This is a genomic window from Dietzia papillomatosis NBRC 105045, from assembly GCF_001570845.1.
Classification (GTDB): domain Bacteria; phylum Actinomycetota; class Actinomycetes; order Mycobacteriales; family Mycobacteriaceae; genus Dietzia; species Dietzia cinnamea.
This window is the reverse complement of the sequence record NZ_BCSL01000019.1, coordinates 29,753-52,433: the sequence shown is the minus strand read 5'-3', so window position 1 is coordinate 52,433 and position 22,681 is coordinate 29,753. Positions and strand designations below refer to the sequence as shown.

Below are 22,681 nucleotides of genomic sequence, written 5' to 3'. Positions count from 1 at the left end.
TATGATGACGGATATGCGACACGAACCGACCCACCGGGTGCTCGCGGCGCTCCGCGCGCTCGCCACCGACGGCCCGCCCCTGCCGTTGACGGAGATCGCCAGGATGGCCGGGGCGAGTCGCTCGACCCTCCACGCGGTCCTGGCGGAGATGGACGCCCAGGGGTGGGCGGAGAAGACGCGGGCCGGGTGGCGGGCCGGGCCGGCACTGCGCGAGGTGGGCGCGGCGCTGGCCACGGAGGTCGACCTGGTCCGGGCCGCGCGCCAGCCGCTCGAGGCCCTGGCGGACGCCACCGGGATCGCGGCGGTGGTGTTCGAGGTCCGCGACGGGATGGCCGAGGTCGTCGACTCGGTCGGCGCCGGCATGCGCACCGCTTCCCGGGAGGCGCTGCCCGTCGGCCACGTGGTGCCGGTGCGCGCCCCGTTCGCCCGCGAGCTGGCGGCCCGACTACCCCTGGGCGAGCAACGTCAGTGGCTGGCCGACGCGGCGGGGCTGACCACCGCCGCGCGCGACCGGCTCGAGGTGGTGCTCCCACAGATCGCGCGACGTGGCTGGTCCATCGAGCGGCTCACCCCGGCCCGCCGTGAGCTGCTGCGGATGGCCGACTCGCTGGAGACCTCCGGTATCGGCGCTCTGGTCCGCGACCGCGTGTCCGAGCTGTTCGTCGAGCTCTCGGAGATCGACGTGACCGACGCCGAACTCGGCGGCGCCGCGGATCTGGCCGTAGCCTCGGTGGCGGCACCGGTGCTGCGGGCCGATGGGCGGGCGGTCGGGTCCGTGGCCGTCGCCCCGGGTCGCCGGATGACGGGCCGCTCGGTCGCCCGCGCTGCCGAGGCCGTGACAAAGTGCGCGGCCGACGTCTCCGCCCGCCTCGCCTCGCGCCCGCCCGCGGCGAGGACAGCCGCACTCCCCTCCCACCTCGTACACCCGGCCCACGCGGCGAGCCGCGCTTGACGGCCCCCCACCCGGGCGCGCGACTCCCCGCCTCTCGAGGCAGCGCGATCGCCGCCACGCCCGTATGGTGTGGATCACATTCCCGCCCTATCGGAGGTGACCATGCCCCGGACCGCCCACCCGTCCCACTCGCCCGATGCGAACCCGCTGGACCTGGCGTGGCGTCGGTCCGAGCTGAGCGGCCTGACCCCGCACAGCGCCCGCCCGGGGGCGCCCGACCCGCGGGCCGCCCGCTCCCACCGCCTGACCGAGGCCGCGCGCCCGGTGATGGACGGGCTCGACACCGTCCTGCAGGACACCGGCGCCAGCCTCGTGCTGGCAGATCGCGAGGGCCGTGTCATCAGGACGGCACGCGACAACGCGCGGATCTCCCGCATGCTGCTCCGGCGGGGCGTCGACGAAGGCGCCGAGCTCACGGAGGAGGCCCTGGGCAACAACGGCATCGGCACGGCGCTCGAGACGCGGGCCGGGGTGTTCATCCACGGTGAGCAGCACTTCGCCGAGGTCCTACGCGACTTCGTCTGCTACGGCCACCCGATCATCGATCCGCTCACCCGACGCCTGGTGGGCGCGGTCAACCTCACGGGCATGACCGCGGACGCATCCCGACTGTTCGCACCCTTCGTCCGGAAGGTCGTGGCCGACATCGAAGCCCGTTACGTCGACACCGCCCGCGCGGACGACCGGGAACTTTGGCGCCGCTTCGTCGAGCGCACCCGCTCCTTCGACACCGCGACGTGCGCGTTCGGGGACGAGGTGGTGCTGGCCTCGCACTCGAGCCTGGAGCGACTGGATTCCCGTGACCTCGTCACCCTCCGCCGTCTGGTCGAGCGCGACGATGTGGGTGAGGTCGTCGAGCTGTCGGTGGGCACCGTGGGGGTGGCCACCAGCCGCGTGGGGCGCCGCGGGCACCTGCTGGACCTCACGTTCCCCGAGTCGCCCGGTGCGCCCACGCCCGCGCCCGCGCCCACGCTCGCGCCCCGGATCGTCGTCGCCGCCCCCGCGACGGTGGTGCGGAGGCACGCCGTCCGGGGGCCGTCGGGATCGGGGAGGTCGACGACGGCGAGGGCGATCGCCGGCCCCGGGGCCCGCCATCTCCGGCTCGCCGAGGCGGACGACGCCGCGACGGCATGGCGGGAGATGGTCGCGCCCGCACTCCGTGAACTTTCCGGGCCGGTGATCCTGGACGACATCGACCTGTTGGACGACGCCGATCTGCGCCGGTTGGCCGCGCGCATGGAATCGGCTGGAGAGCACCTCGTCGTCGTCACCAGTCGCGACGACCCGCGCCCCGCGGTGACGGCGATACTCGACCTGTGCGACCGGCGGACAGAGGTCCGCCCCCTCCACGAGCGCGGCACCGAGGGCGAGGAGATCGTCCGCCGCATGGTCGCCGACCTGGCCGCGCGGCGCGGTAGTCGGCCACCCACGGTGACGTCGCGGTTCGTGGAGACGGCCTGCGTGCTCGACCTACCCAACGGCCTGGTGACCCTGCGCGCGGTCCTCGGCGACTGCCTGACCCGGCTCGAGCAGAAGTGCGCCGCGACCCTCGACGTGGACGCGCTGCCGTCGCGGTCCCGCTCGGCGCGCCCGCCACGGCCCGGAGAGCTGGCCCGCGGGGAGTACGACGCGATCGTCGCCGCCCTCACCGAGTGCGGCGGGGTGCGCTCGCGGGCCGCCCGGCGACTGGGGATCAGCCGGACCACGCTGTACGCCCGGATGCGGGAGTTCGGGCTGTCCTGACGCGCCCGGTGCACGCCGTCACCGTGTCCACTCGCGTGTCCAGAAACTGAACACTCCGGAGGGCCGACCCGCCCCCAGGATGAGTTGTGATCGGCCTCACAACCGAGGCGGTCGGATCTTCGGAGGAAATTATGACCGGCACACTCTCCCGCGACACCGGCTCGAGCACCGACTCCGGCGCGCACGTCGACGAGCGCCTGGGCGCCGAGGCCCGCGACTTCCTGGCCCGCCCGCATCGCCTGCTCATCGGCGGACAGTGGGTCGACGCCGCCGACGGCCGCACCTTCGCCACCCACGACCCTGCGACCGGTGCCGAGATCACCCGGGTCGCCCACGGCGGGCCCGAGGACGTGGACCGCGCGGTGGCCGCCGCCCGCCGCACCTTCGACGACGGCGCCTGGGCCACCATGAAGCCGCGCGAGCGCGAGCAGATCCTGTGGCGCATCGGCGACCTGCTCGACGCCAAGGCCGAACTGTTCGGTCAGATCGAGGCGCTCGACAACGGCAAGTCCGTCGCGATCGCCACCGCCGTCGACGTGGCCTGGGCCGCGGACGTGTTCCGCTACTACGCCGGCTGGGCCACCAAGATCGAGGGCTCCACCGTCCCGGTGTCCATGCCGTTCGCCGGCGACAAGCAGTTCCACGCCTACACCCAGCGCGTCCCCGTGGGCGTGTGTGGGCAGATCATCCCCTGGAACTTCCCGCTGCTCATGGCCGCCTGGAAGCTCGGCCCCGCCCTGGCCACCGGCAACACCCTCGTCCTCAAGCCGGCCGAGCAGACCCCGCTCACCGCGCTCCTGCTCGGCGAGGTCTGCCAGGAGGCCGGCGTGCCCGACGGCGTGGTCAACATCATCACCGGCTTCGGCGATGCCGGCGCCGCGATCTCCGGCCACGACGACGTGGACAAGGTGGCCTTCACCGGCTCCACCGAGGTCGGCAAGCTCATCGTGGACGCCGCCAAGGGCAACCTCAAGAAGGTCTCTCTCGAACTGGGTGGCAAGAGCGCCAACATCGTCTTCGCCGACTGCGACTGGGACGCCGCCGTGGCCGGGTCGGTCGCCGCGTGGATGTTCAACCACGGCCAGGCCTGCACCGCCGGCACCCGCCTCTACGTCGAGGACTCCATCTACGAGGAGTTCACCCAGGCCGTGGCCGACGCAGCTGCGCAGGCCACCATCGGCCACGGGCTGGACCCCGACACGGTGCTCGGGCCCGTGGTGGACCAGGACCAGTTCGACAAGGTCTCCTACTACCTGCGCGCCGGAATCGAGGACGGCGGCCGCGCCCTGACCGGCGGGGCCCGCCACGGCGACACCGGCTTCTTCATCCAGCCGACGGTGTTCGTAGACGTCAAGCCCGAGGACCGGGTCGTGAAGGAGGAGATCTTCGGCCCCGTCGTCTCCGCCCTGCGGTTCACCGACGTCGACGACGCCGTCCGACAGGCCAACGACTCGATGTACGGACTCGCCGCCGGCGTATGGACCAAGGACCTCTCCAAGGCCCACCAGGTGGCCAGCCGCCTGCAGGCCGGTTCCGTGTGGGTGAACCAGTACAACGGCTTCGACACCGCCATGCCGTTCGGCGGGTTCAAGCAGTCCGGTTGGGGCCGCGAACTCGGCGCCGGCGCGCTCGACCTCTACACCCAGACCCGGTCGGTCAACATCCAGCTGTGAGCTGAGCACCTCCCCTCGCCCGCGTCCCACACCATCCCCTCCTCACCCGTCCCGCTTTCCAATCAGAAAGGAACACGACTGTGAAGACCAGAGCAGCCGTCATGTTCGAGACCGGCCAGCCGTTCGAGATCGTGGAACTCGACCTCGACGATCCCGGCCCCGGCGAAGTACTCATTAAGTACACGGCCGCCGGCCTGTGCCACTCCGACCTGCACCTGTCGGACGGCGACTTCATGCCCCGCTTCCCGATCGTCGGCGGCCACGAAGGCGCCGGCATCATCGAGGCCGTGGGCACCGGCGTCACCAAGGTCAAGCCCGGCGACCACGTGGTGTGCTCGTTCATCCCCAGCTGCGGTACCTGCCGCTACTGCTCCACCGGTCGGCAGAACCTCTGCGACATGGGCGCCACCATCCTCGAGGGCCACATGCCCGACGGGACGTGCCGGTTCCACTCCGGCGGCCAGGACTTCGGCGCCTTCTGCATGCTGGGGACGTTCGCCGAGCGCTCGGTGATCTCGGAGCATTCGGTGGTCAAGGTGGACGACTGGCTACCGCTCGACAAGGCCGTCCTCGTGGGCTGTGGCGTGCCGTCGGGCTGGGGCACCGCCACCTACGCCGGCAACGTCCGCCAGGGCGACACCACGGTGATCTACGGCGTCGGCGGACTCGGGATCAACACCGTCCAGGGTGCCGCGAACTCGGGCGCCCGGCACGTCGTGGTGGTGGATCCCATCGAGTTCAAGCGCGACGAGGCCATGAAGTTCGGCGCCACGCACGCCTTCGCCACCGCCGCCGAAGCCCACGCGGAGGTCGAGAAGCTGACGTGGGGGCAGATGGCAGACCAGGCCCTGATCCTCGTGGGTTCGCTCGAGGAGCAGGTGGTCTCGGACGCGTTCGACATCATCGGCAAGGGCGGCACGGTGGTGATCACCGGTATGGGGAACATGGTCGACAAGACGGTGCAGGTAAACGGCACGATGATGGCCCTGTTCCAGAAGACCATCAAGGGCTCGCTGTTCGGCTCGGCCAACCCGCAGTACGACATCGTCAAGCTGCTGCGCCTGTACGACGAGGGCAAACTCAAGCTCGACGAGCTGGTCACCACCACGTACACCCTGGAGACCCTCAACCAGGGGTACGAGGACCTGCGCAACGGCAAGAACCTGCGAGGTGTGCTGATCCACGACGCCTGATCTCCCGCGGGCCCACATACCGGAGTCGGCCCACCCGCGGGACGGCGCGCCGCCATCTCGGTGATCGGCTCCTCTCCCGACGCGCGTCGCCCCACCCCCTGGGCGGCGCGCGTCGGTGCATCTGTCGCCACCCGCTCCCGCGGATGGCGTCTCGCCCGGGCAGATGGCGTCTCGCCCGTGCCCTTGCCCGCCCAGTCCACAGCCGCCCGCGGCCATGGCGCCTCGCCTGCCCCGCGGTACGCGCCAGACGCCATCCGGGAGGGCGGTTGGGGGGGGGGACGTCTGGCGCGCCTGCGGCCGCGAAGCCGGCGGCCGACAACGCCGCGAGCCCCGCGGGCGACCGCGATCCGGGTCCCGCCGAGTCAGGGCGTGGGGGCGCCGCCGGTCACCGAGAGCGTGTTCCCGGTGGTGTAAGACGACTCCTCCGAAGCCAGGTACACGTACGCGCCCGCCATCTCGACGGGCTGACCGGGTCGGCCGAGCGGGTTCTTCTGCCCGTGGTACGGCAACTCCTCGGCCTTCTTTCCCCCGCTCACCTGCAACGCTGTCCAGAACGGGCCCGGCGCCACCGAGTTCACACGGATCCCGCGCGGCGCAAGTTGCTGTGCGAGCGACTTGGACATGGTGTTCACGGCCGCCCGCGAGGTGGCGTAGTCCACCAGGCCAGCTGACGGGGTGTACGCCTGCACCGACGAGGTGAAGATGACGCTCGCACCGGGCTGCAGGTGTGGCAGCGCCTCCTGCATCATCCAGAACGGGGCGTTCACATTGACGTTCATCGTCTCCGCCCACTGATCGGAGGACAGGTCCTCGAGTTTCTCGACGAAAGTCTGCCGTGCGGCGTTCAGCACCAGCACGTCGATCCCGCCGAGGCCGGCGACGGCGTCGCGGACGATGCCCCGCGCGGTGGGCTCGTCCCCGACATCGCCTGGCAGGAGCACACACGTCCGACCCGCCCCGCGGACGAGTTCGGCCACCTCGTGGGCGTCGGACTGCTCGGAGGGCAGGTAGCCGATCGCCACGTCGGCCCCCTCGCGCGCGAACGCGATGGCGACCGCCCGACCGATCCCGGAGTCCCCGCCGGTGATGAGGGCGCGCCGACCGGTCAGACGACCGTGCCCGACATACGACGCCTCACCGTGGTCGGCAGGGGGCACGAGCTCGGAGGCCAGCCCCGGGGCGGGTTGCGACTGCATCGGGATCTCCACCTGGAACTTGGTGGTGGGATCGACCGGAGCCGCGGAGCTCTGCTGGCCGGAGGGGGTAGCGGTGGGGTCGGTGCTCATCTGTGGCCTCCTGGATCGACTGTCCGGATCGAAGGTACCCGCCGCGGACGGCCGCCCGTCCGGATGCGAGCCCGCGCCGAATCCCCCACACTGCGGAAGAGAACTCAACTTCCCACGAGACCAAGGAGCAAGCATGCCCCGTTACCGCGTGATTGACCCCGAGCAGAACGTGATCGACGAGAAGGAGTTCGCTGACGACACCAAGGCGTACGACTGGTTCAAGACGGTCGAGGTTCCCGACGACGCGCTCGGGTACGCCATGGAGGTCGACATGGACGGCAAGTGGACCCGCTTCGAGATCAACGACGGCGGCACCAACACCTCGCCGTCCGCCTGACCTGCCGGCCTGGTGGGGTGGGGCACTCCACCCCGGTTGCCCGCCGGTGAGCGGGCTGGGTCGACACACCTCACAGCCAGCCACGCACCTGCGCCTCCCTCGCCGCCTCGCCGCGGGTGGAGGTGTGGGTCTTGGCGATGGCCGAGGACAGGTGATTGCGCACCGTCCTCTGCGTCAGATGTAGCTCGGCCGCGATGTCGGCGATCCGGGCCCCTGTCAGCGCCTCGCGCAGGACGTCTTTCTCGCGCGGGGTCAGAGGGTCCGGGCCGGCGGCCATCGACTCCCGTGCCAGCTTGGGCATCGACCACCGTCTCCCCCGCGTTGACCCTCCGAACGGCCTCGGTCAGTTCGCGCGCCGGGGTGTCCTTGACCAGGAACCCGCTCGACCTCGGCCACCACCTCGATGTCGGGCTCTCGCGCCAGCAGCGCCGCGAGCCCACCGCGCACGAACGCCCGGTCGTCGGCGAGGATGATCCGGATCGGCGCACCCGACAGCGGTCCCCCGCTCACCGCTCCCACCCCAGCTCCACGACGGTACCCCCGCCGACCTGCTCGCGCACCGCCAGCCGGGCACCCACCTCGTCGGCCCGCTGCGCCAGCCCGCGCAGTCCCTGGCCGGACCCGCCGGCGGCGCGTGACCGGTGGGAGTCGACCCCCTCGCCGTCGTCGCAGATCCGCAGGCCCGCGATGCCGAACTCCACGGTCGCGTGCCGCGCGCCCGAGTGGCGCGCGATGTTGGTCCCCGCCTCCCGCACCGTCCAGGCGACGAGCTCGGCGTGCGCGGGTGGGACGAGGGAGGGGGTTCCGACGACGACGTCGACGCCCGCCGACCGCAGCGACCGCGACAATTCGTCCACCTCCTTCGCCGGGTCGGCGGCGCGCAGGCCGGCGACGGTCTGCCGCATCTCCTGCAGCTCGGACCGGGTGAGGTCCTCGATGGTGTCCAGCTCGCCCCGCGTCGCCGCCGTATCGGTGTCCACCAGAGCCCGCGCGAGCTGGGTTCGGATCGTCAGGGCGGTGAGGGTGTGGCCCAGCAAGTCGTGGAGGCCGCGGACCATGCGGTCGCGCTCCTCGGCCACGCCCAGGGCGCGGCGCAGCGTCGCCTCACGGTCGGCGACGCCCACCGAGATGCGGGTGCCCGCCATCGACATGGCCACGCCCGGTCACTGATGACATCCGTCATGGCCTCGTTCTCAGCGCAGGCTTCTGGAATGCTTGGCCTATGCCCAGTCGCCGAAGCCGAATGATGTCCCCACGTCTCGCCGCTGCGCTCGCGGCCCTCGCCGTCGTCGTTCCCGGACTCGCGGTAGCCGCGCCGACCGTACCGTCCGTGCAGGCGGTTCCCGCCCCGGCCTCCTCTCTCGCGTGGGGCCCGTGCCCGGAGACGGTGACCACCCCCGGCGCGGTCTGCGCGGCCGTGACCGTCCCGCAGGACTACTCGCGGCCTGACGGCGACACGATCGACGTAACGGTCTCCAAGCTCCCGGCGCGCGACCCGGGCGCGCGGCGCGGCTCCCTCTTCGGCAACGCGGGCGGCCCCGGCGGCGACTCCCTCACCTACTTCGACGACGGCATGTTCACCTGGCCGGACGCGATGCGCGACGAGTGGGACCTCATCGGCGTCCAGCCGCGCGGCCTCGCGCACGCCGGCCCCCTCCACTGCGAGCCGATGGCCTCCGACCCGCTGACCATCGCCACCTCGCTCGGCGCCACCCACCGAGCCTCGTGCGAGGCCGCCAGCGGCGACGACTGGCGCCACCTGACCACCGAGAACACCGCCCGCGACTGGGAGCAGGTGCGGCAGGCGCTGGGCGAGGAACGGATCTCCATCCACGGCCTGTCGTACGGCACCCTGCTCGGGTCCGCCTACGCCACCCTGTTCCCGCAGCACACCGACAAGGTGGTGCTCGACTCCGCGGCGAACCCGGACTGGATGTGGAACGAGGTCCTCTACCAGCAGAACGAGCCGTACAAGCAGCGCGTCCACGCGATGTTCGAGTGGATCGCGGCGAACGACGCCGTCTACGGCCTCGGCGACACCCCGCTGAAGGTGTACCAGCGGTGGACCGAGCAGGTCCTGGCCGAGACCGGCACCACCGCCACGCTCGCCCCGCCGCCCGCGCAGATCGGCGACGTGCCGCCGGTGTGGCAGGCCCTCGCCGAGCCGTGGATGGCCGGGGCCACCCTGACGGGCCCCGCCCGTGTGCAGCTCGAGGGACTCGCCCGGCAGCTGGCCTCCCCCGGCGCCGTCCAGGCCGCCTCCCCGACGCTCGCCTCGACCCGCGGGCTCGCGGCGCAGTCGGCGGCGTGGCCCGCGCTGGCCGAGGCCCTCGCCGCCGGACAGCCGATCTCCGGGGGCGGCGGGGACCCGCAGTTGCCGGAGCTACCGGAAGAGGCGATGATCGCCCTGAACATGCAGTCGGCCGTGCTGTGCAACGAGAACCGGGTGGCCCCGCGGCCGCTCGACTACCCCGGGTTCCTGTGGACCCAGTTCGTCACCGGCGACATCTTCGACGCCACCGGGCTGATGTTCAGTTCGGGCGCCGCCTGTGCCGGCGCGCCCGCGATCACCACGCCCGTCGAGCTCAGCGGCGACGCGCTCGAGACGCGGCCGCTACTGCTCAACTCCGTCGGCGACCCGCAGACGCCGCTGCACGGCGCGCACGCCCTGGCGGACCGGATGGGCGCGCAGATGATCACCGTCGCCGGCGGCGACCACGGCCAGGTGGCCAAGGGCAACACCGTGGTCGACGACGCCGTGGTGGAGTACCTGCGCACCGGGCACACCGACGTGACCGAGGCCCCGGCGCCGCCGATCCCCGCGGCCGGCTGAGTCGGGGCGGACGGGGCCGGGCCAGCCGGTCAGCCGTTGACCAGGCCGCCATCCACGATGAGGTTCTGCCCCGTCACCGCCCGCGCCCACGGCGAGGCGAAGAACAGGACCGCATCCGCCAACTCGGCCGGGGTGGTGACGCGGCGCAGGGGCGTTCCGGAGGCGATGAGGTCAAAGACCTCGTCCGGGGTGGCCGCGCTGGCATCGGTCGTGCGCAGCAGCCCGCCGGAGACCATGTTCACCGTCACGCCGTGGGGCCCCAGGTCCGCCGCCAGGGTGCGGGTGAGCGACAGCGCCGCGGCTTTGGCCGCCGTGTAGTCGTGATACGGCACCACCGGATGCTGGAAGAGGTTGGTGCCGATCGTGACGATCCGGCCGAACCCGGCCTCCCGCATCCCCGGCAGCACGGCCTGGGTGGTCGCCAGGATCGCCTTGACCGCACCCCGCAGCTGCTGGTCCACGTTCTCCCAGCTCAGGGTCTCCGGCGACGGGCGGGCGTCACCGTTGAACTGAAAATCGGCCAGCGCGTTGTTCACGACGGTTGTGATCGGGGCGCCGAAGTGAGTGGTGGCGGTGGCAACGAGAGCGCGGACCTCGTCGTCGTCGGTCACGTCGGCACGAACGGCGACGGCGCGGTCGGCGCCGAGCTCTCCGACCAGGTCGGCGGCGTCGTCGGCGCTGCGGCGGTAGTTGACGACGACGCGGGCGCCCTCCCGCCCGAAGGACCGGACGATCTCGCGGCCCAGGCCTCTGGCTCCCCCGGTCACCAGGACGATCTGCTGGTCGATGCTCGGTGTGTTCGGCACTGCCACTCGCTTTCCGGCGGTTCGCGCGGAGGATGGCGATGTGGTTCGCGGTGATCCGCGTACTCCACTTCCGTAGAGGAGAGCGTATCGACATTCCTTCGCTGGAACTACCCAGATCAGGTTCGACGGGTGTGTTCTCAGCCGCCCGGCGGGCAGCACCCCGTGTCCCCGGCCAGCGTAGGCCGTCGCTCACCGTCCGGCCAGCACACGGACGGCCCCGGCGTGGCGGCTACCGACCGAAGGCCCTGCCGATCCCCTCGACCGCGTCGCCGAGGCCGTCGAAGATTCCCTCGATCACGTCCTCCGTCCGGTCGTACCGGTCCGCGGAGTCCTCGAGGCGGTCCGCGGTCGAGTGGCCGGTCCGCTCCAGCCGTTGGTCGAACTCGGAGAAGCGAGTCAGTACGTCCCGGAACGGACCGGCGGCCTCGCCCGGGAACCCCGGCTCGGCGGACCGTGCGGAATCCACGGTCGTATCCAGCTGTCCACGCGCGGTTTCAGCGGCGTTCCGGACGGATTCAGCGCCTGTTCGCAGTTCGTTCGTGTCCACGTTGAACGGGCCCACTACGTACTCCCATCGAGGTCAACTACCTGGTGAGACTTCGGAAATGGATGCTAGCGTGGCCGTGGCCGACGCGTGGTGGACCTCGAGGAGAAACGTGGCGCTGAACTACGGTGAGATCCGGGACTGGGAGGCCGCCGACGCCGGCCGTCTCGCGGACGCGATGATCGACCGTGTGGCCGCCCTGGAGTCGTTCGAGGAGGAGGTCCGGGACGCCGGTCAATGGCAGTCGTGGGTCAATTCCCTGGGCGAGACGATGGCATCCCGGCACTTCATGGATTTCCGCGACTCGGTGACCGACGCCGCGGCCGAGGCCCAGGCGGCCCGGAACACCGCCGAGCAGGTGGAGTCGGCGCTGACGATCCTCGAAGCGGAGGTGACGAGCCTCGAGATGTACGCGTCCGGCAACCAGTTCCGGATCGGCGACACCGGGGTGGTGAGCGACCTCCGGTTCGGGGTGTCCCTGACCCCCGAGGAGAAACTGACCCGGGAGGGGATCAAGCGCCAGATCGAGCAGACCGTCGCCGAGGTGGTCCGCCGCGGCCGGGGGATCGAGACCCTCGCGGCGGACGGCCTGCGCGCGATCGCCGCGGGAAAGATCGACGACGGGGGTGCCGACTCGGTCTCCGACGCCGTGGAGTCGCAGAACGACGTTCCGCCGCCGCCCCCGCAGGACGCCCCGGCCGAGCAGGTCCGCACCTGGTGGGAGTCACTCACCGGGGACCAGCAGCAGTACATGATGGACCACGAGCCCGACGCGATCCGCAACCTCTGGGGTCTGCCGTCGGAGGTCCGCGACGAGCTCAACCGCGAGGCGCTGGACCGGGACATCACCGATGCGCAGAAGGAACTCGATGACCGGCGCGACGAGCTCGGGGACTACATGGACCGCCCCGGCGGGTCGGACGCCTACTATGCCGGGATGATCTCCATGCAGTCGCGGGTGGACGCGGCGGAGCGTCACCTCGAGACGCTGAAGCGGACCCGGACCGCGGCCACCGGTCCGGACCGCATGCTGCTCGAGTACGACCTGTCCGAGGACCTTCCCGAGGTGGCGATCTCCATCGGAAATCCCGATACCGCGGACAATGTCTCCCTGTCCGTCGAGGGCTACACCACCAACGTGCACGACAGCGTGATAGGCAAGGTCAACGACGCGCAGAACCTCAACCTCGCTGCAACCGAGCTCGCGCCCGGCGAGTCGCACGCCACCATCGCCTTCCTCGCCTACCAACATCCCCAGAAGGCCGACCTGCTGGGCGTGGGTACCAACACGCTCGCGCTGCAGGAGGCGTCCAAGGTCGAGAACGCGGCGCGGGGCATCGCCGTGGCCAACACCCAGACCGACGTGAACCTCTCCCTGTTCGGCCACTCGTACGGCTCCACCACCTCCGGCATCGCCGCGCAGGAGCTCGCCGTCGACGGCCGGTCCCCGGTGGACAACCTGGCCCTCTACGGCAGTCCAGGGTTCCCCGAGCTCCACCCGGACACCTCCGCCACACATCCGACGCAGACGGCCCCGACCGAGGACCTCATGCGCCCCCTCCCGGACAAGGACGCGCTCGGGATCGACGAGGGGCGGGCGTTCCACATGACCGAGGACGGCGACTTCGTCAACGAGATCTTCGGCGAGGTGGGCACCACCACGGTCGGCCTGGGCAACCCGCCGCGGCAGTGGGGGCTCGAGGAACTGTCTATGGAGACCACGGACGTGGTGGTGCGGACCCATCCCGAGACCGGCGAGCCGGTCGCTCACGACACCCGCTACGGCCGCGACGACTACAACCGGATCAACGGCGAGGACGTCGGCGCGCACAGCATCTACACGAAGAACGAGACCGTCTCCCTGCACAATCTCGCCGCCATCGCTGCGGACCGACTCGACCTTCTGGCGAGATGACCGGCATGCGAACAGCCACGACCCGTCCCTCCGCACTCCGCCACGCCGCCCTCCGCCGCGCCCTGGCCGCGGCGCTGGGCGCGGGCGTCCTGGCCGTCGCGGCCGGATGCACCGACAGCCAGACCGTCGCCGCCCCCACGACCACCGAGGAGCAGCCCGTGAACGACGCCATGACCATCGACGAGCCCCGGCGCGCGCTGGACGCGACGCTCGACGAGGTCCGCATGGTGGTCGAGCAGACCCTCGGCCCGGACGGGTGGCAGCAGAACCCGTCCAGCGGCGCGGTCACCGCGTGCGACGTGGACCTGTACGTCTACAACGCGCCCCAGCTGAGCGTCACCACGGTGATGGACGCCGACCAGTGGGGGCGGGCCTGGCCGCGCATCCGCGAGATCGTCGAGGGCCACGGCTACACCGACGGCTCCGAGGTCCCGATGTCCGGCACCGTCCACCACGTGCTGCGGATCGCCAACGAGCGCGGTGACACGGTCAGCATCGCCAACGTCGAGGGGGCGGGCTTCACCTACGGCGGCCAGACCGCCTGTTACCCCGCCGCGGGCGGGGACGTCACCGCTCCCGGGAACGACGACAACGACGACGACAACGGTCAGGCCGGATAGCGCGCGGAGAGCTCGGTCAGCGTCTTCTCGATCCCGGCCACGTTCAGTCCGGCCAGACCGCTGATCTCCTGGAAGCGGCCGACCTTGGACGTGGTGCCGTCGTAGGCCTCGGTGACCTCGGTGACGCCGTCGCCGACCGGGACGAACTCCCTCCGCCACCGGTGTCCGGCCGGGTGCTCCCACTCGATGACCTTCTGATCTTCCGAGTCCGCGACGCCCGCGCCCTCCCCGCGCGCTGGGTACGGTGGGGCCCACCATGACCCCTCCCCTCACCCGCTCCGCCGGTTCCTCGTCCGATCCAGACCCCGCCGCCGGCCCTGATGGCCTGGCCGGCGCCGCCACTCCACGGCCTCCGCTGCAGGTCGCCGTAGTCGGCGCCGGCTCGATCGGCGGCGCCGTCATCGAGGCGCTCGAGCAGGGCCGGGTCCCGGGTGCGAGACTCGGCACCATGCTCCGCTCGAGCAGCACGGAGAGCGAGATCGAGGCCGCCATCGACGCGGCTGACGTGGTGGTGGAGGCCGGCAGCGTCGACGCGGCGGCGGAGTACATCCCGAGGGTCACCGCCACCGGCACGGACATCGTGGTGTGCTCGTGCGGCGTGTTCGCCCGCCACGACGACCCCCGAGACCTCCTCGCCGGAGGACCGGGCGCCGGCCGCGTGCTCGTACCGGCCGGGGCCATCGGGGGACTCGACGTCCTCGGGGCGGCCGCCCGCGCCGGGACCTCAGACGCCAGCGTCCGCCATTATACGATCAAGCGACCCGTGGCCCTGGACGTCGACGAGCAGCTCACCGAGCCTCGCGAGGTGTTCCGCGGCTCGGCCCGCCAGGCGGCGCTCGAGTTCCCGAGCACCTCCAACGCGTCCGTCGCGCTCGCGCTGGCCACCCTCGGCCTGGACCGGACCGAGGTGATCGTGGTCGCCGACCCGGACGTCGGACGCACCCGCCACGTCGTCGAGTGGGAGTCGCCGGTGGGCCGCTACGAGCTGCAGTTCGAGAACTCCGTCGACCCCGACTCCGGCGGCCGCACGTCCGCGATCACCGCCTGGTCGGTGGCGGACGTCCTGGGTGCCCTCGCGGCGGGCGCCGGGCCGGGGGTCGTCGTGCTCACGGGTGGTCGACCGGTGGAAGGCCATGCGACGAGCCCCTAACGTGAGGGTTCCAGTCGATCGAAAGGTGCCTCATGGCCAACGCCCGACCGTCAGACCCCGACCCCGCGCAGAGCCCCGACGTGGACAGTCACGGCGCGGCCCCGGCCGGCATCACGCCGGACTCCGACTCCACCTCGTTGCAGTCGGATAGCGCCACCAGCAAGCAGGGCCCGACGGAACAGCAGAGCCCGACACCCCAGCCGGGCAACAAGAGCGCTTACGTGTGGATCGCGGTCATCGCCGTCGTCGTCCTCCTCGTCGTCATCGGCCTCGTCGGCTACGCGTTCGAAGTGTTCTGACGCCATGCCCGCCGCGTTCGACACCGTGATCGTCGGGGCGGGCAACGCCGGGGTCTCCCTGGCCGCCCGCCTCAGGCGCGACGGCATACGCAGCGTCGCGCTCATCGACCCGAGCCCCGTGCACCGGTATCGGCCGATGCTCAACTACGCGGCGGCCGGGCGGGCCCGCATGTCCCGGTACGAACGACCGATGGCGACCGTCATCCCCGACGGCGTGGATCTCCTCCCCCGGGCGGTGACCCGTGTCGACCCGGCCGAACGAACGGTCACCCTCGACACGGGCGCCACCGTCGGCTACCGCGACCTCGTGCTGTGCCCCGGCCTGACCCCGCACTGGGACGCGATCCCGGGACTGCGGGGGGGCTACGTCGACGGGTGGGCGGTGTCCGCGCACGTACCCGAGTACGCCGGCCGGGCGTGCGCCGCCCTGGTCCGCGTCCGTGAGGGCACGGTGGTGTTCTCGGTTCCGCCCGAACCCGCCTCCTGCGGCGGGACCGTGCTCAAGGCGATGTTCCTGGCGTGTGACCGCTGGCGGCGCGAGGGCGTCCTCGACCGTATCGACGTGCACCTCGTGACCCCGTTCCGCGGGCTCCTCGGGCTCGAGCGCGCCGACCGGAGGCTGCGCCCGTTCATCGAGCAGTACGGCATCACCGTTCACGAGCAGTCACGCGTCGACTCCGTGGACCACCACGCCCGCACGGTGTCGGTGGACGGCCCGACGCCCGCGGCCATCGAGGACGTCCACCTGGCCTACGTCACCCCGCACACCCGTGCGCCCCGGTTCGTCGCCAACTCGGGGCTCGCCACCGACGACGTCGCCGCCCTGGTCGACGTCGACCCGGGCACCCTGCGCCACTCGCGCGTCGACACGGTGTGGGGCCTGGGTGACGCCGCGACGGTCGGCACACGCCCGTCAGGTGGCGCGCTGCGCGCGCAGGTCGGGGTGGTGGCCGACAATCTCCGCGCCGCCCGCGACCGCGGGACGTTACGGGAGTACGACGGCTACACGGTCATCCCCGTCGCCGTGAGCGGGAACCGGCTGGTGCTCGACGAGCACGATCGGGACGGTCGGCCGGCCCCCTCGGTGCGCGGGATCGACGTCACCGTGCCACGGCGGATCACGTACGCGTTCGACCGGTTCGTCCAGCCCGTCGTGTACTTCCGCAAACTCCTACGCGGTCGCGTCTGAACCGGCGGGCGTCCTGCCGCGCGCCCGCGCGAAGTGAGCGTCCGCTCGTTCCGGATGGACGAGTGCGCGGTGTCGAACGCGCAGTTCGCCACCTTCTGCAAGGACACGGGGTATGTCACCGAGGCCGAGCGGATGGGTGTGTCCCCGGTGTTCCACCTCGCCGTCGAGGCCGACCCCGCCGACGTCCTCCACCGGCTCGACACCACGCCGTGGTGGGTGGCCGTGCGCGGGGCGGACTGGCGGCACCCCGGGGGCCGCCAAATGGCGGGTCCTACCTGTGCCACGACTCGTACTGCTACCGCTACCGGGTGGCGGCGCGGTCGGCCAACACGGCCGGGTCAGCGACCGCCAACCTCGGCTTCCGCTGCGTTCGCGACATGTGAGCCGAGGGCGGCCGAACCCTGCCCGGACGCACCCTGCCCGGCCGAGCCCTGCCCGGCCCGCAGCGCCGCCTCGATCATGTCGTAGAGGTGGGCCACGACCTTCTCGAAGTCGGTGTTGACCACCGTGCTGCTGGCGTCGCGACGGTCCTCGTAGACCGCCAGCGCGCCGGTGAACATCTGCGTGGCCAGATCGATCCGCTCGAACGCCACCCGCCGCGGCAGGTGTGAACACACGTCGATGAGCCGCACCACCACGTCGTCGGTCGCCGTGCGCAGCCGCACCTCCGGCGCCTCCGGGCCCATCACCGGACCAACCCGCTGCAGGAAGCGCGCGTAGTGGGTGGCGTCCGGCGACGCCCGCAACAGCTCGACGATCGGCTCGAACAGGACCCGCACCAGCGAGGCGAGGTCCGTGCCCAGGCCGTGCTCGTCGATCTCGGCGAGCCGCTGCTGCCGCACCGAGTCCAGGGCGGTCAGCCTGCGCCGCAGCACCTGCCGGATGAGCCCGTCCCGGCCCCCGAAGTGGTACTGCACCGCCGAGTTGTTCCGTTGCCCGGCGGCCGTCGCGACGTCGCGCATCGACACGCGGTCGAGGCCGCGTTCCCCGATCAGCTTCTCGGCGATCTCGATCATCGCCGTCTTGGCGTCCCTGGTCTGGGAGGCGCCGTTCGCCCCGGCGTCGTCCGGGACCTCGTTCGTCCGCTCCATCGGACCCACTCCTCCACGCCTTCATCCTCGACCGACTGCGTCACGGCCGAGTCGGCCGGCCCCGGGCGGGCCGGCGGTTCGGATCAGATCTTGGCCGCGCCGGGGCTCCACTTGCGGCCGGCCGCCTCGCCCAGCTGGTTGAAGCTCAGGACGGTGAGGAACAGCACGAACGCCGGGATACCTACGAGGTAGGGATACCGCTCGAAGTCGGGCTGGCCGGCGCTGATCATGTTGCCCCAGGTCGGTTCGGGGCGGGGAATGCTCAGTCCCAGGTAGCTCAGCGACGCCTCGGCCACGATGAGCACCGCGACCAGCATGAAACTGTAGGACAGCACGGGCGCCACGATGTTCGGGGCCACCTCGCGCAACATGATGCGGATCTCGCCGGCGCCGAGCGAGCGGGCGGCCGTGACGAACTCGCGGCCGGCGAAGCTCATGGCGTTGGCGCGCACGAGACGCGCGTACGAGGGCACCACCATGACACCCAGGGCGAGCGTGACGTTGAGCAGTGTCGGCTCGAGGACCGTGATGATCGCGATGAGCAGGATCAGGGACGGGAACGCGAGCAGCACGTCACTGATGATGGACACGACGCGGTCGGCCCAGCCGCCCTTGTAGCCGGCGATGAGACCGAGCGCGCCGCCGATCAGACCACCGATGACGACGCCGCCGATACCCACGGTGATGGAGACCCTGGCGCCGTAGAGCAGGCCGCCGAGGATGTCGAGGCCCTGACGGCGTCGAAGCGCGTGGCGACCATCGCGTTCAGCTGCGGGTCGAGGGCCTCGATGCGCGCGATGGCGTCCTCGAGTACCTCGGCGGCGGTGGTGACGCCGGAGGCGATGTCGGCGGCCAGGGCGAACGCATCGCGGCCGGCGGCATCGGAGCCGCTCGGGGCAACGGGGGTGTCGGTGCCGCCGGCAACGGCGGGGGTGTCGGTCATGGCGGGGGCCTTTCGGTGCGGGGCGTCAGGCGCCGGGGGGCGGGTCTGGGGACGACGGCGACGACGACGAGGTCAGCCCCAGCGCGACTGCCCGCCGTCGAGCGGGATGGTCGCGCCGGTCAGATACGAGGCCTCTGCCGAGCAGAGCCAGGCGACGGGTCGGCCGATGTCGGCGACGGGGTCACCCACCCGGCCGGCGGGGATGCCGGCGATGAACTCGGCGGCCTCCTCCGGGTTGTTGTCCATCCACCAGTCGAGCCCGGGGCTGTGGGCGTGGGGCGCCACGTTGAGGGCGCGGATGCCGTCGGCGGCCCATTCGTAGGCTGCGGCGCGGGTCAGGGCGCGGACTGCCTCTTTCACGGCGGCGTAGATGCCGTAGTTGGCGGCGTCCCAGCGCACGGCGGCGGAGGTGACGAGGTTGATGACGGTGCCGCCGCCGCGCTCTGCCATTTCGGGGCGGGCGAGCTTCATGAGGCTCAGCGTGACGCGGGGGCCGCCCTCGAAGGCGGTGCGGAAGTCGTCGTCCGGGTAGTCGGACAGCGGCAGGGGCATGGCCATGTTGGCGTTGTTGACGAGGATGTCGACGCCGCCGAGTCGCTCGACTGCAGTGGAGATGATGGTCTCGGGGGCGTCCTCGGCGGTGATGTCGGTGGCCAGGCATTCGGCGGTGCCGCCGGCGGCACGGATCTCCTCGGCGACGCGCTCGAGCTTGTGCATCTTGCGGCCGACGAGCAGTACGGCGGCGCCGGACTCGGCGAGGCCGAGCGAGATGCCGCGGCCGACGCCCTGCCCGCCGCCGGTGACGATGGCGACTTTGCCGGCCAGGCGGGTCGAGGTGCCCTGGGCCGGGGTGTTCCGGCTCGCGGGGCTCTGGCCTGCGGGGCTCTGCGGTGTGTCGGTCATGGGATCCTCCGTGGGTGGTGCGGTGACGGGTGGGTCGTGCGGTGACGGGCGGGTGGCACTCATGCGGTGACGATGGTGAGCAGGCCTGCGATCACCACGAGGACGATCACGGCCGAGCGGAACAGGTGGGTGGGCAGGCGTCGGGCGATCGCGATGCCCAGCTGGTTGGCTGTGATCCCCGCGACGACGCACGCCGCGAGGAGCGGCCACAGGCCGGGCAGGTCGATCCCCGTGCCCGACCACAGCAGCGCGAGCGAGACGATGCTCGTGATGACGAAGTAGCCGGCGAGGTCCGCGATGAAGCTCAGCGGCGGGATCTTCGCGCGGCCCAGCAGCAGGACGACGGGTGGGCCGTTCAGCGAGGTGGTGGTGGAGAAGTACCCGCCGATCGCGCCGGCGGCCGGCTTGAGGTGTTGATCCGGGAGCAGCGTGATGGTCTGCACGCCCAGCCAGGCCCCGGGCACGGACGCCGCACCGAGGACGGCGACGCGCCGCCAGTCGATGTGCTCGCGCAACTGCACGGTGACGCCCACGCGGGTGATGAGCGCGACGACCAGGTTGACCACCACCGTCTCCGCGAGACCGATGCCCGCGGTGAGCATGAGCGGCGCGGCGATGAGCGAGGTGCCGAACCCGGCGGCGCCGCCGATCACCGAGGCGGCGGCCACGCACAGCGCGGCGATGACGATCAGGTCCACTCGTCACCGTCACGGCCGTCGGCTGCGTTGTCGATCCGGGCGGTCCGGGCCGCCGTCACTTCTCGCCGGTGGGGCCAGGTGGTTGTCGTTGAGCCGGAAGCTGGGCACGTCCTTGAGGTTGATCATGGCCTCGTAGGTGCGCTTGTAACCGGTGCGGGTGATGACCCAACGGCCGTCGACGCGGGCGTAGGCGTCGTCGTAGAAGGCGCTGCCGAAGATGAACGTGTCGTACTCGGGCACGATCACCCGGTCCTGCAGGTACCAGCGGCCGGTGGCGGTGTCGCCGTCGATCTCGATCTCGGGGTGGTGGGCCTGGTGCTCGGTGATGACACCGTCGGTCATCTGCTGCTGCAGCCCGGCCACGACCTCGTCTCGGCCGGTGTAGCTCAGGCGCTTGCCGTATGACGCGGTGACCTCGGGCGCGAGGGTCTGGGCGAGCTCGTCCCACAGCCGGAGGTCGACGCAGCGCAGGTAGCGGTACTTGAGGGCCTTGATGGCGTCGATGTCGTCGCGGCGGTCGGTGGTGTTCATGAGGGCCTTTCGCACGGGTGGGGGCGCGCGTGTCGCGCGCACTGCTGCGACTGTAGTCAATTGTGTACAGTCCGGGAATGGAAACCGGGAAGAACGCCGCCGATGCCCGCCCGACCGGTCGCGACGAGGTCCGCTCGGCGGTCCTGCGCGAGGCCCGTCGATTGCTGTCGGAGCGCGGACCACACGTCCCGCTACGTGACATCGCGGACGCCGCGCAGGTGAATCTCGGGCTCATCCACCGGCACATCGGCCGTAAGGACGCGCTGATCACCGCGGTGATGCAGGACGCGGTGCGGTTCGGCGCGGCGCGACTAGAGAACCTCGACGACGCTGGCGAGGCCGTGCGCGGGATGCTGCTCGGCGCCTCCTCACGCCCGGAGATCAGCAGGCTGTTGGCGTGGCTGGCGTTGGACCGCGATGCCGCGTTCCCGCCGATGCTAGATCCCTCCCAGCGGCCGGCCGCCGCGCTGCGCCGGATGAGCTCTCCCCCGCCGGCCGGTGACGTCGAGCTGCTACTGGCATTCACTGCCGTCTACGGGTGGCCGGTGTTGCGTGGGGCCCTGCTCGACGCGCTCGACATCCCCGAGTCCGAGCGCGACGGCATCGACGAGAGCCTCGCCGATCTGCTGGCCAGGGTCGTCACCGGCGAGCGCTGAACTCGCCGTCACCGCCGCGAACCCCGGAGGCTCATCCCTCAGCCCGCGCCCGCTCGTTCACCTAGGGTGGCGGGGTGATCCGCTCCCTTGCCGCTCGCCTATTCTGGCGCTTCAGCCGCTGGACGCTGTCCACCAGCCCCGGCCCGGATCGACCGACGATCCTTCTCGGCGCCCCACACACGTCCAACTGGGACTTCGTATTGATGCTCGGCATCGCATGGCGTCTGGGCATCGACGTTCACTGGCTGGGCAAGGCCAGCCTCTTCTCCGGCTGGCGCGGGCCGCTCATGCGAGCACTCGGCGGGGTCGCCGTGGACCGCGGGAGCCCGGCCCGGGTCGTGGAGGACATGGTCCGGCAGGTCCACGCCGGAGAAACGTTCTGCCTGGTCATCACGCCGGACGGCACGCGCAGTGGGCACTCACGCTGGAAGTCCGGCTTCTACCGGATCGCGCGGGAGACGGGCCTCCCGGTGACGCTCGGGTACGTCGATCGGGCCACCATGACGACCGGGCTGGGCCCCACGATCGAGCTGACAGGCGACGTCGCGGCGGACATGGACCGCATCCGCGCGTTCTACGCGGACAAGGCCGGCTTCCACCCGGACAGACGCGTCGAGCCGCGGCTGGCCGACGAAACCCGCACGCGGGACGTGGAGCAGCCCGACCCCTGAGTGTCGCCGCACGCCCGGGAGTCCGGTGAGGCCCGGTGCGGCCAGGTGCGGCCCTGTCGGCCCACCGTCCCGCGCCCCTATGCGGGACACTGACGTCATGGACGACCTGCGAGTACCCCCGGGGCCCGGCGCTTCCCGCGGTCTCGTGATCCCGGCCGGAGAACTGCTCGAGCGGTTCTCCCGGTCGTCGGGCCCGGGCGGGCAGCACGTCAACACCGCCGATTCGCGGGTCCAGCTCAGCCTCGATCTCGCCACGACGACGGCCCTGGACGAGCCTCAGCGCACCCGGGCGCTTCAGGCGCTCGCCGCGAGGTTGTCGGGCTCCGTCCTCACCGTGGCCGTGGAGGAGAACCGCTCCCAACGGCGCAACCGCGCTACGGCACGGCAGCGACTCGCCGACCTGCTGCGCGACGCCGTGGCGCCGCCGGCCCCCAGGAGACCGACCAGGCCCACCCTCGGCTCGCGCCGCCGACGACTCCAGCACGAGCGTCGACGCGCCGAAATCAAGCGCAATCGCCGACGCCCCGACCTCGACTGATCGCCTTCCACGCGCCCCTCGCCGAGGTGCGAATCGGTGCCTGCCGGCGAACCCCGCATACCCGACGACACGATCGAGTCTCCGTTACCGCAGTCCGTCCTCACGGTCCT

The 22,681-nt window shown here is 71.6% G+C and carries 24 protein-coding genes, 2 pseudogenes and 1 riboswitch; of the genes and pseudogenes, 15 read left to right on the top strand and 11 right to left on the bottom strand.

The window, feature by feature from the left end; all coding sequences use genetic code 11:
* Window positions 1–13: 13 nt before the first annotated feature.
* The 4 genes from DPA01S_RS08645 (at window position 14) to DPA01S_RS08630 (ending at window position 5,561) form a co-directional block, all read left to right on the top strand.
* Window positions 14–952, top strand: coding sequence for a helix-turn-helix domain-containing protein (locus DPA01S_RS08645; protein ID WP_061915498.1), 939 nt, complete (start codon window positions 14–16; stop codon window positions 950–952).
* 102 nt (window positions 953–1,054) lie between these two features.
* Window positions 1,055–2,695: a helix-turn-helix domain-containing protein gene (locus tag DPA01S_RS08640; protein WP_061915495.1), complete on the top strand. Its 1,641-nt coding sequence runs from the start codon at window positions 1,055–1,057 to the stop codon at window positions 2,693–2,695.
* Window positions 2,696–2,826: 131 nt separating this feature from the next.
* Window positions 2,827–4,368, top strand: a complete 1,542-nt coding sequence (locus DPA01S_RS08635) for an aldehyde dehydrogenase family protein (protein ID WP_232303078.1) — start codon at window positions 2,827–2,829, stop codon at window positions 4,366–4,368.
* Between the two features lie 80 nt (window positions 4,369–4,448).
* Window positions 4,449–5,561: an NDMA-dependent alcohol dehydrogenase gene (locus DPA01S_RS08630; RefSeq protein WP_061915492.1), complete on the top strand. Its 1,113-nt coding sequence runs from the start codon at window positions 4,449–4,451 to the stop codon at window positions 5,559–5,561.
* Between the two features lie 362 nt (window positions 5,562–5,923).
* On the opposite strand, the gene DPA01S_RS08625 is transcribed toward DPA01S_RS08630, so the two are convergent.
* Window positions 5,924–6,847 (bottom strand): SDR family oxidoreductase, encoded by a 924-nt coding sequence (locus DPA01S_RS08625; protein ID WP_061915489.1) that lies wholly within the window; start codon window positions 6,845–6,847, stop codon window positions 5,924–5,926.
* 133 nt (window positions 6,848–6,980) lie between these two features.
* Here DPA01S_RS08625 and DPA01S_RS08620 point away from each other — a divergent pair, with 133 nt between their 5' ends.
* Window positions 6,981–7,184 (top strand): hypothetical protein, encoded by a 204-nt coding sequence (locus DPA01S_RS08620; RefSeq protein ID WP_061915486.1) that lies wholly within the window; start codon window positions 6,981–6,983, stop codon window positions 7,182–7,184.
* Window positions 7,185–7,254: 70 nt separating this feature from the next.
* Here DPA01S_RS08620 and DPA01S_RS16320 read toward each other — a convergent pair.
* Window positions 7,255–7,679, bottom strand: a pseudogene (locus tag DPA01S_RS16320) (response regulator transcription factor).
* Between the two features lie 11 nt (window positions 7,680–7,690).
* Entirely contained in the window at window positions 7,691–8,335 is a 645-nt protein-coding gene (locus DPA01S_RS08610; RefSeq protein ID WP_232303083.1) for a sensor histidine kinase, read from the bottom strand.
* Window positions 8,336–8,514: 179 nt separating this feature from the next.
* On the opposite strand from DPA01S_RS08610, the gene DPA01S_RS08605 reads away from it, so the two are divergent.
* The gene (locus tag DPA01S_RS08605) at window positions 8,515–10,017 is read left to right on the top strand and encodes an alpha/beta hydrolase (protein ID WP_232303077.1); all 1,503 of its coding nucleotides are present in this window, start codon (window positions 8,515–8,517) and stop codon (window positions 10,015–10,017) included.
* 29 nt (window positions 10,018–10,046) lie between these two features.
* Here DPA01S_RS08605 and DPA01S_RS08600 read toward each other — a convergent pair whose 3' ends face one another.
* Entirely contained in the window at window positions 10,047–10,823 is a 777-nt protein-coding gene (locus DPA01S_RS08600; RefSeq protein WP_439950979.1) for a 3-oxoacyl-ACP reductase, read from the bottom strand.
* A 76-nt stretch (window positions 10,824–10,899) separates the two neighbouring features.
* Window positions 10,900–10,996: riboswitch (TPP riboswitch) on the bottom strand.
* Between the two features lie 56 nt (window positions 10,997–11,052).
* Entirely contained in the window at window positions 11,053–11,370 is a 318-nt protein-coding gene (locus DPA01S_RS08595; protein WP_232303082.1) for a WXG100 family type VII secretion target, read from the bottom strand.
* 58 nt (window positions 11,371–11,428) lie between these two features.
* On the opposite strand from DPA01S_RS08595, the gene DPA01S_RS08590 reads away from it, so the two are divergent.
* From DPA01S_RS08590 to DPA01S_RS17705, 6 genes and pseudogenes are all read left to right on the top strand, one after another.
* The gene (locus DPA01S_RS08590) at window positions 11,429–13,282 is read left to right on the top strand and encodes an alpha/beta hydrolase (protein WP_153038729.1); all 1,854 of its coding nucleotides are present in this window, start codon (window positions 11,429–11,431) and stop codon (window positions 13,280–13,282) included.
* 5 nt (window positions 13,283–13,287) lie between these two features.
* The gene (locus DPA01S_RS08585) at window positions 13,288–13,902 is read left to right on the top strand and encodes a hypothetical protein (protein ID WP_153038730.1); all 615 of its coding nucleotides are present in this window, start codon (window positions 13,288–13,290) and stop codon (window positions 13,900–13,902) included.
* A 256-nt stretch (window positions 13,903–14,158) separates the two neighbouring features.
* Window positions 14,159–15,052: an aspartate dehydrogenase domain-containing protein gene (locus DPA01S_RS08580; RefSeq protein ID WP_232303076.1), complete on the top strand. Its 894-nt coding sequence runs from the start codon at window positions 14,159–14,161 to the stop codon at window positions 15,050–15,052.
* Window positions 15,053–15,084: 32 nt separating this feature from the next.
* Window positions 15,085–15,351 carry a DUF6480 family protein gene (locus DPA01S_RS08575; protein ID WP_061915464.1) on the top strand — a complete coding sequence of 89 codons (267 nt, stop codon included), beginning with the start codon at window positions 15,085–15,087 and terminating at the stop codon, window positions 15,349–15,351.
* A gap of 4 nt (window positions 15,352–15,355) precedes the next feature.
* The gene (locus DPA01S_RS08570; protein ID WP_061915460.1) at window positions 15,356–16,540 is read left to right on the top strand and encodes an FAD-dependent oxidoreductase; all 1,185 of its coding nucleotides are present in this window, start codon (window positions 15,356–15,358) and stop codon (window positions 16,538–16,540) included.
* Between the two features lie 3 nt (window positions 16,541–16,543).
* Window positions 16,544–16,923, top strand: a pseudogene (locus DPA01S_RS17705) (SUMF1/EgtB/PvdO family nonheme iron enzyme); the annotation flags it as partial.
* Here the strand turns inward: DPA01S_RS17705 and DPA01S_RS08565 are convergent.
* From DPA01S_RS08565 to DPA01S_RS08540, 6 genes are all read right to left on the bottom strand, one after another.
* The gene (locus DPA01S_RS08565) at window positions 16,879–17,631 is read right to left on the bottom strand and encodes a TetR/AcrR family transcriptional regulator (protein ID WP_061229907.1); all 753 of its coding nucleotides are present in this window, start codon (window positions 17,629–17,631) and stop codon (window positions 16,879–16,881) included. The pseudogene DPA01S_RS17705 and the gene DPA01S_RS08565 overlap by 45 nt on opposite strands.
* An 83-nt stretch (window positions 17,632–17,714) precedes the next feature.
* Window positions 17,715–18,311: an ABC transporter permease gene (locus tag DPA01S_RS08560; RefSeq protein WP_232303075.1), complete on the bottom strand. Its 597-nt coding sequence runs from the start codon at window positions 18,309–18,311 to the stop codon at window positions 17,715–17,717.
* A complete protein-coding gene (locus tag DPA01S_RS16775; protein ID WP_061915457.1) occupies window positions 18,278–18,574 on the bottom strand; it encodes a hypothetical protein in 297 nt (98 codons plus the stop codon). The genes DPA01S_RS08560 and DPA01S_RS16775 overlap by 34 nt, the downstream gene beginning before the upstream one ends.
* A 72-nt stretch (window positions 18,575–18,646) precedes the next feature.
* Window positions 18,647–19,477 (bottom strand): SDR family NAD(P)-dependent oxidoreductase, encoded by an 831-nt coding sequence (locus DPA01S_RS08550; protein ID WP_083961787.1) that lies wholly within the window; start codon window positions 19,475–19,477, stop codon window positions 18,647–18,649.
* Window positions 19,478–19,536: 59 nt separating this feature from the next.
* Window positions 19,537–20,175: a sulfite exporter TauE/SafE family protein gene (locus tag DPA01S_RS08545; RefSeq protein ID WP_061915454.1), complete on the bottom strand. Its 639-nt coding sequence runs from the start codon at window positions 20,173–20,175 to the stop codon at window positions 19,537–19,539.
* A 9-nt stretch (window positions 20,176–20,184) separates the two neighbouring features.
* Window positions 20,185–20,706, bottom strand: coding sequence for a nuclear transport factor 2 family protein (locus DPA01S_RS08540; protein WP_061915451.1), 522 nt, complete (start codon window positions 20,704–20,706; stop codon window positions 20,185–20,187).
* A gap of 77 nt (window positions 20,707–20,783) precedes the next feature.
* On the opposite strand from DPA01S_RS08540, the gene DPA01S_RS08535 reads away from it, so the two are divergent.
* The 3 genes from DPA01S_RS08535 (at window position 20,784) to arfB (ending at window position 22,571) form a co-directional block, all read left to right on the top strand.
* Window positions 20,784–21,362: a TetR/AcrR family transcriptional regulator gene (locus DPA01S_RS08535; RefSeq protein ID WP_061915448.1), complete on the top strand. Its 579-nt coding sequence runs from the start codon at window positions 20,784–20,786 to the stop codon at window positions 21,360–21,362.
* Between the two features lie 74 nt (window positions 21,363–21,436).
* Entirely contained in the window at window positions 21,437–22,033 is a 597-nt protein-coding gene (locus DPA01S_RS08530) for a 1-acyl-sn-glycerol-3-phosphate acyltransferase (RefSeq protein WP_061229148.1), read from the top strand.
* A 97-nt stretch (window positions 22,034–22,130) separates the two neighbouring features.
* Entirely contained in the window at window positions 22,131–22,571 is a 441-nt protein-coding gene (gene arfB, locus DPA01S_RS08525; protein ID WP_061915521.1) for an alternative ribosome rescue aminoacyl-tRNA hydrolase ArfB, read from the top strand.
* Window positions 22,572–22,681 lie beyond the last annotated feature (110 nt).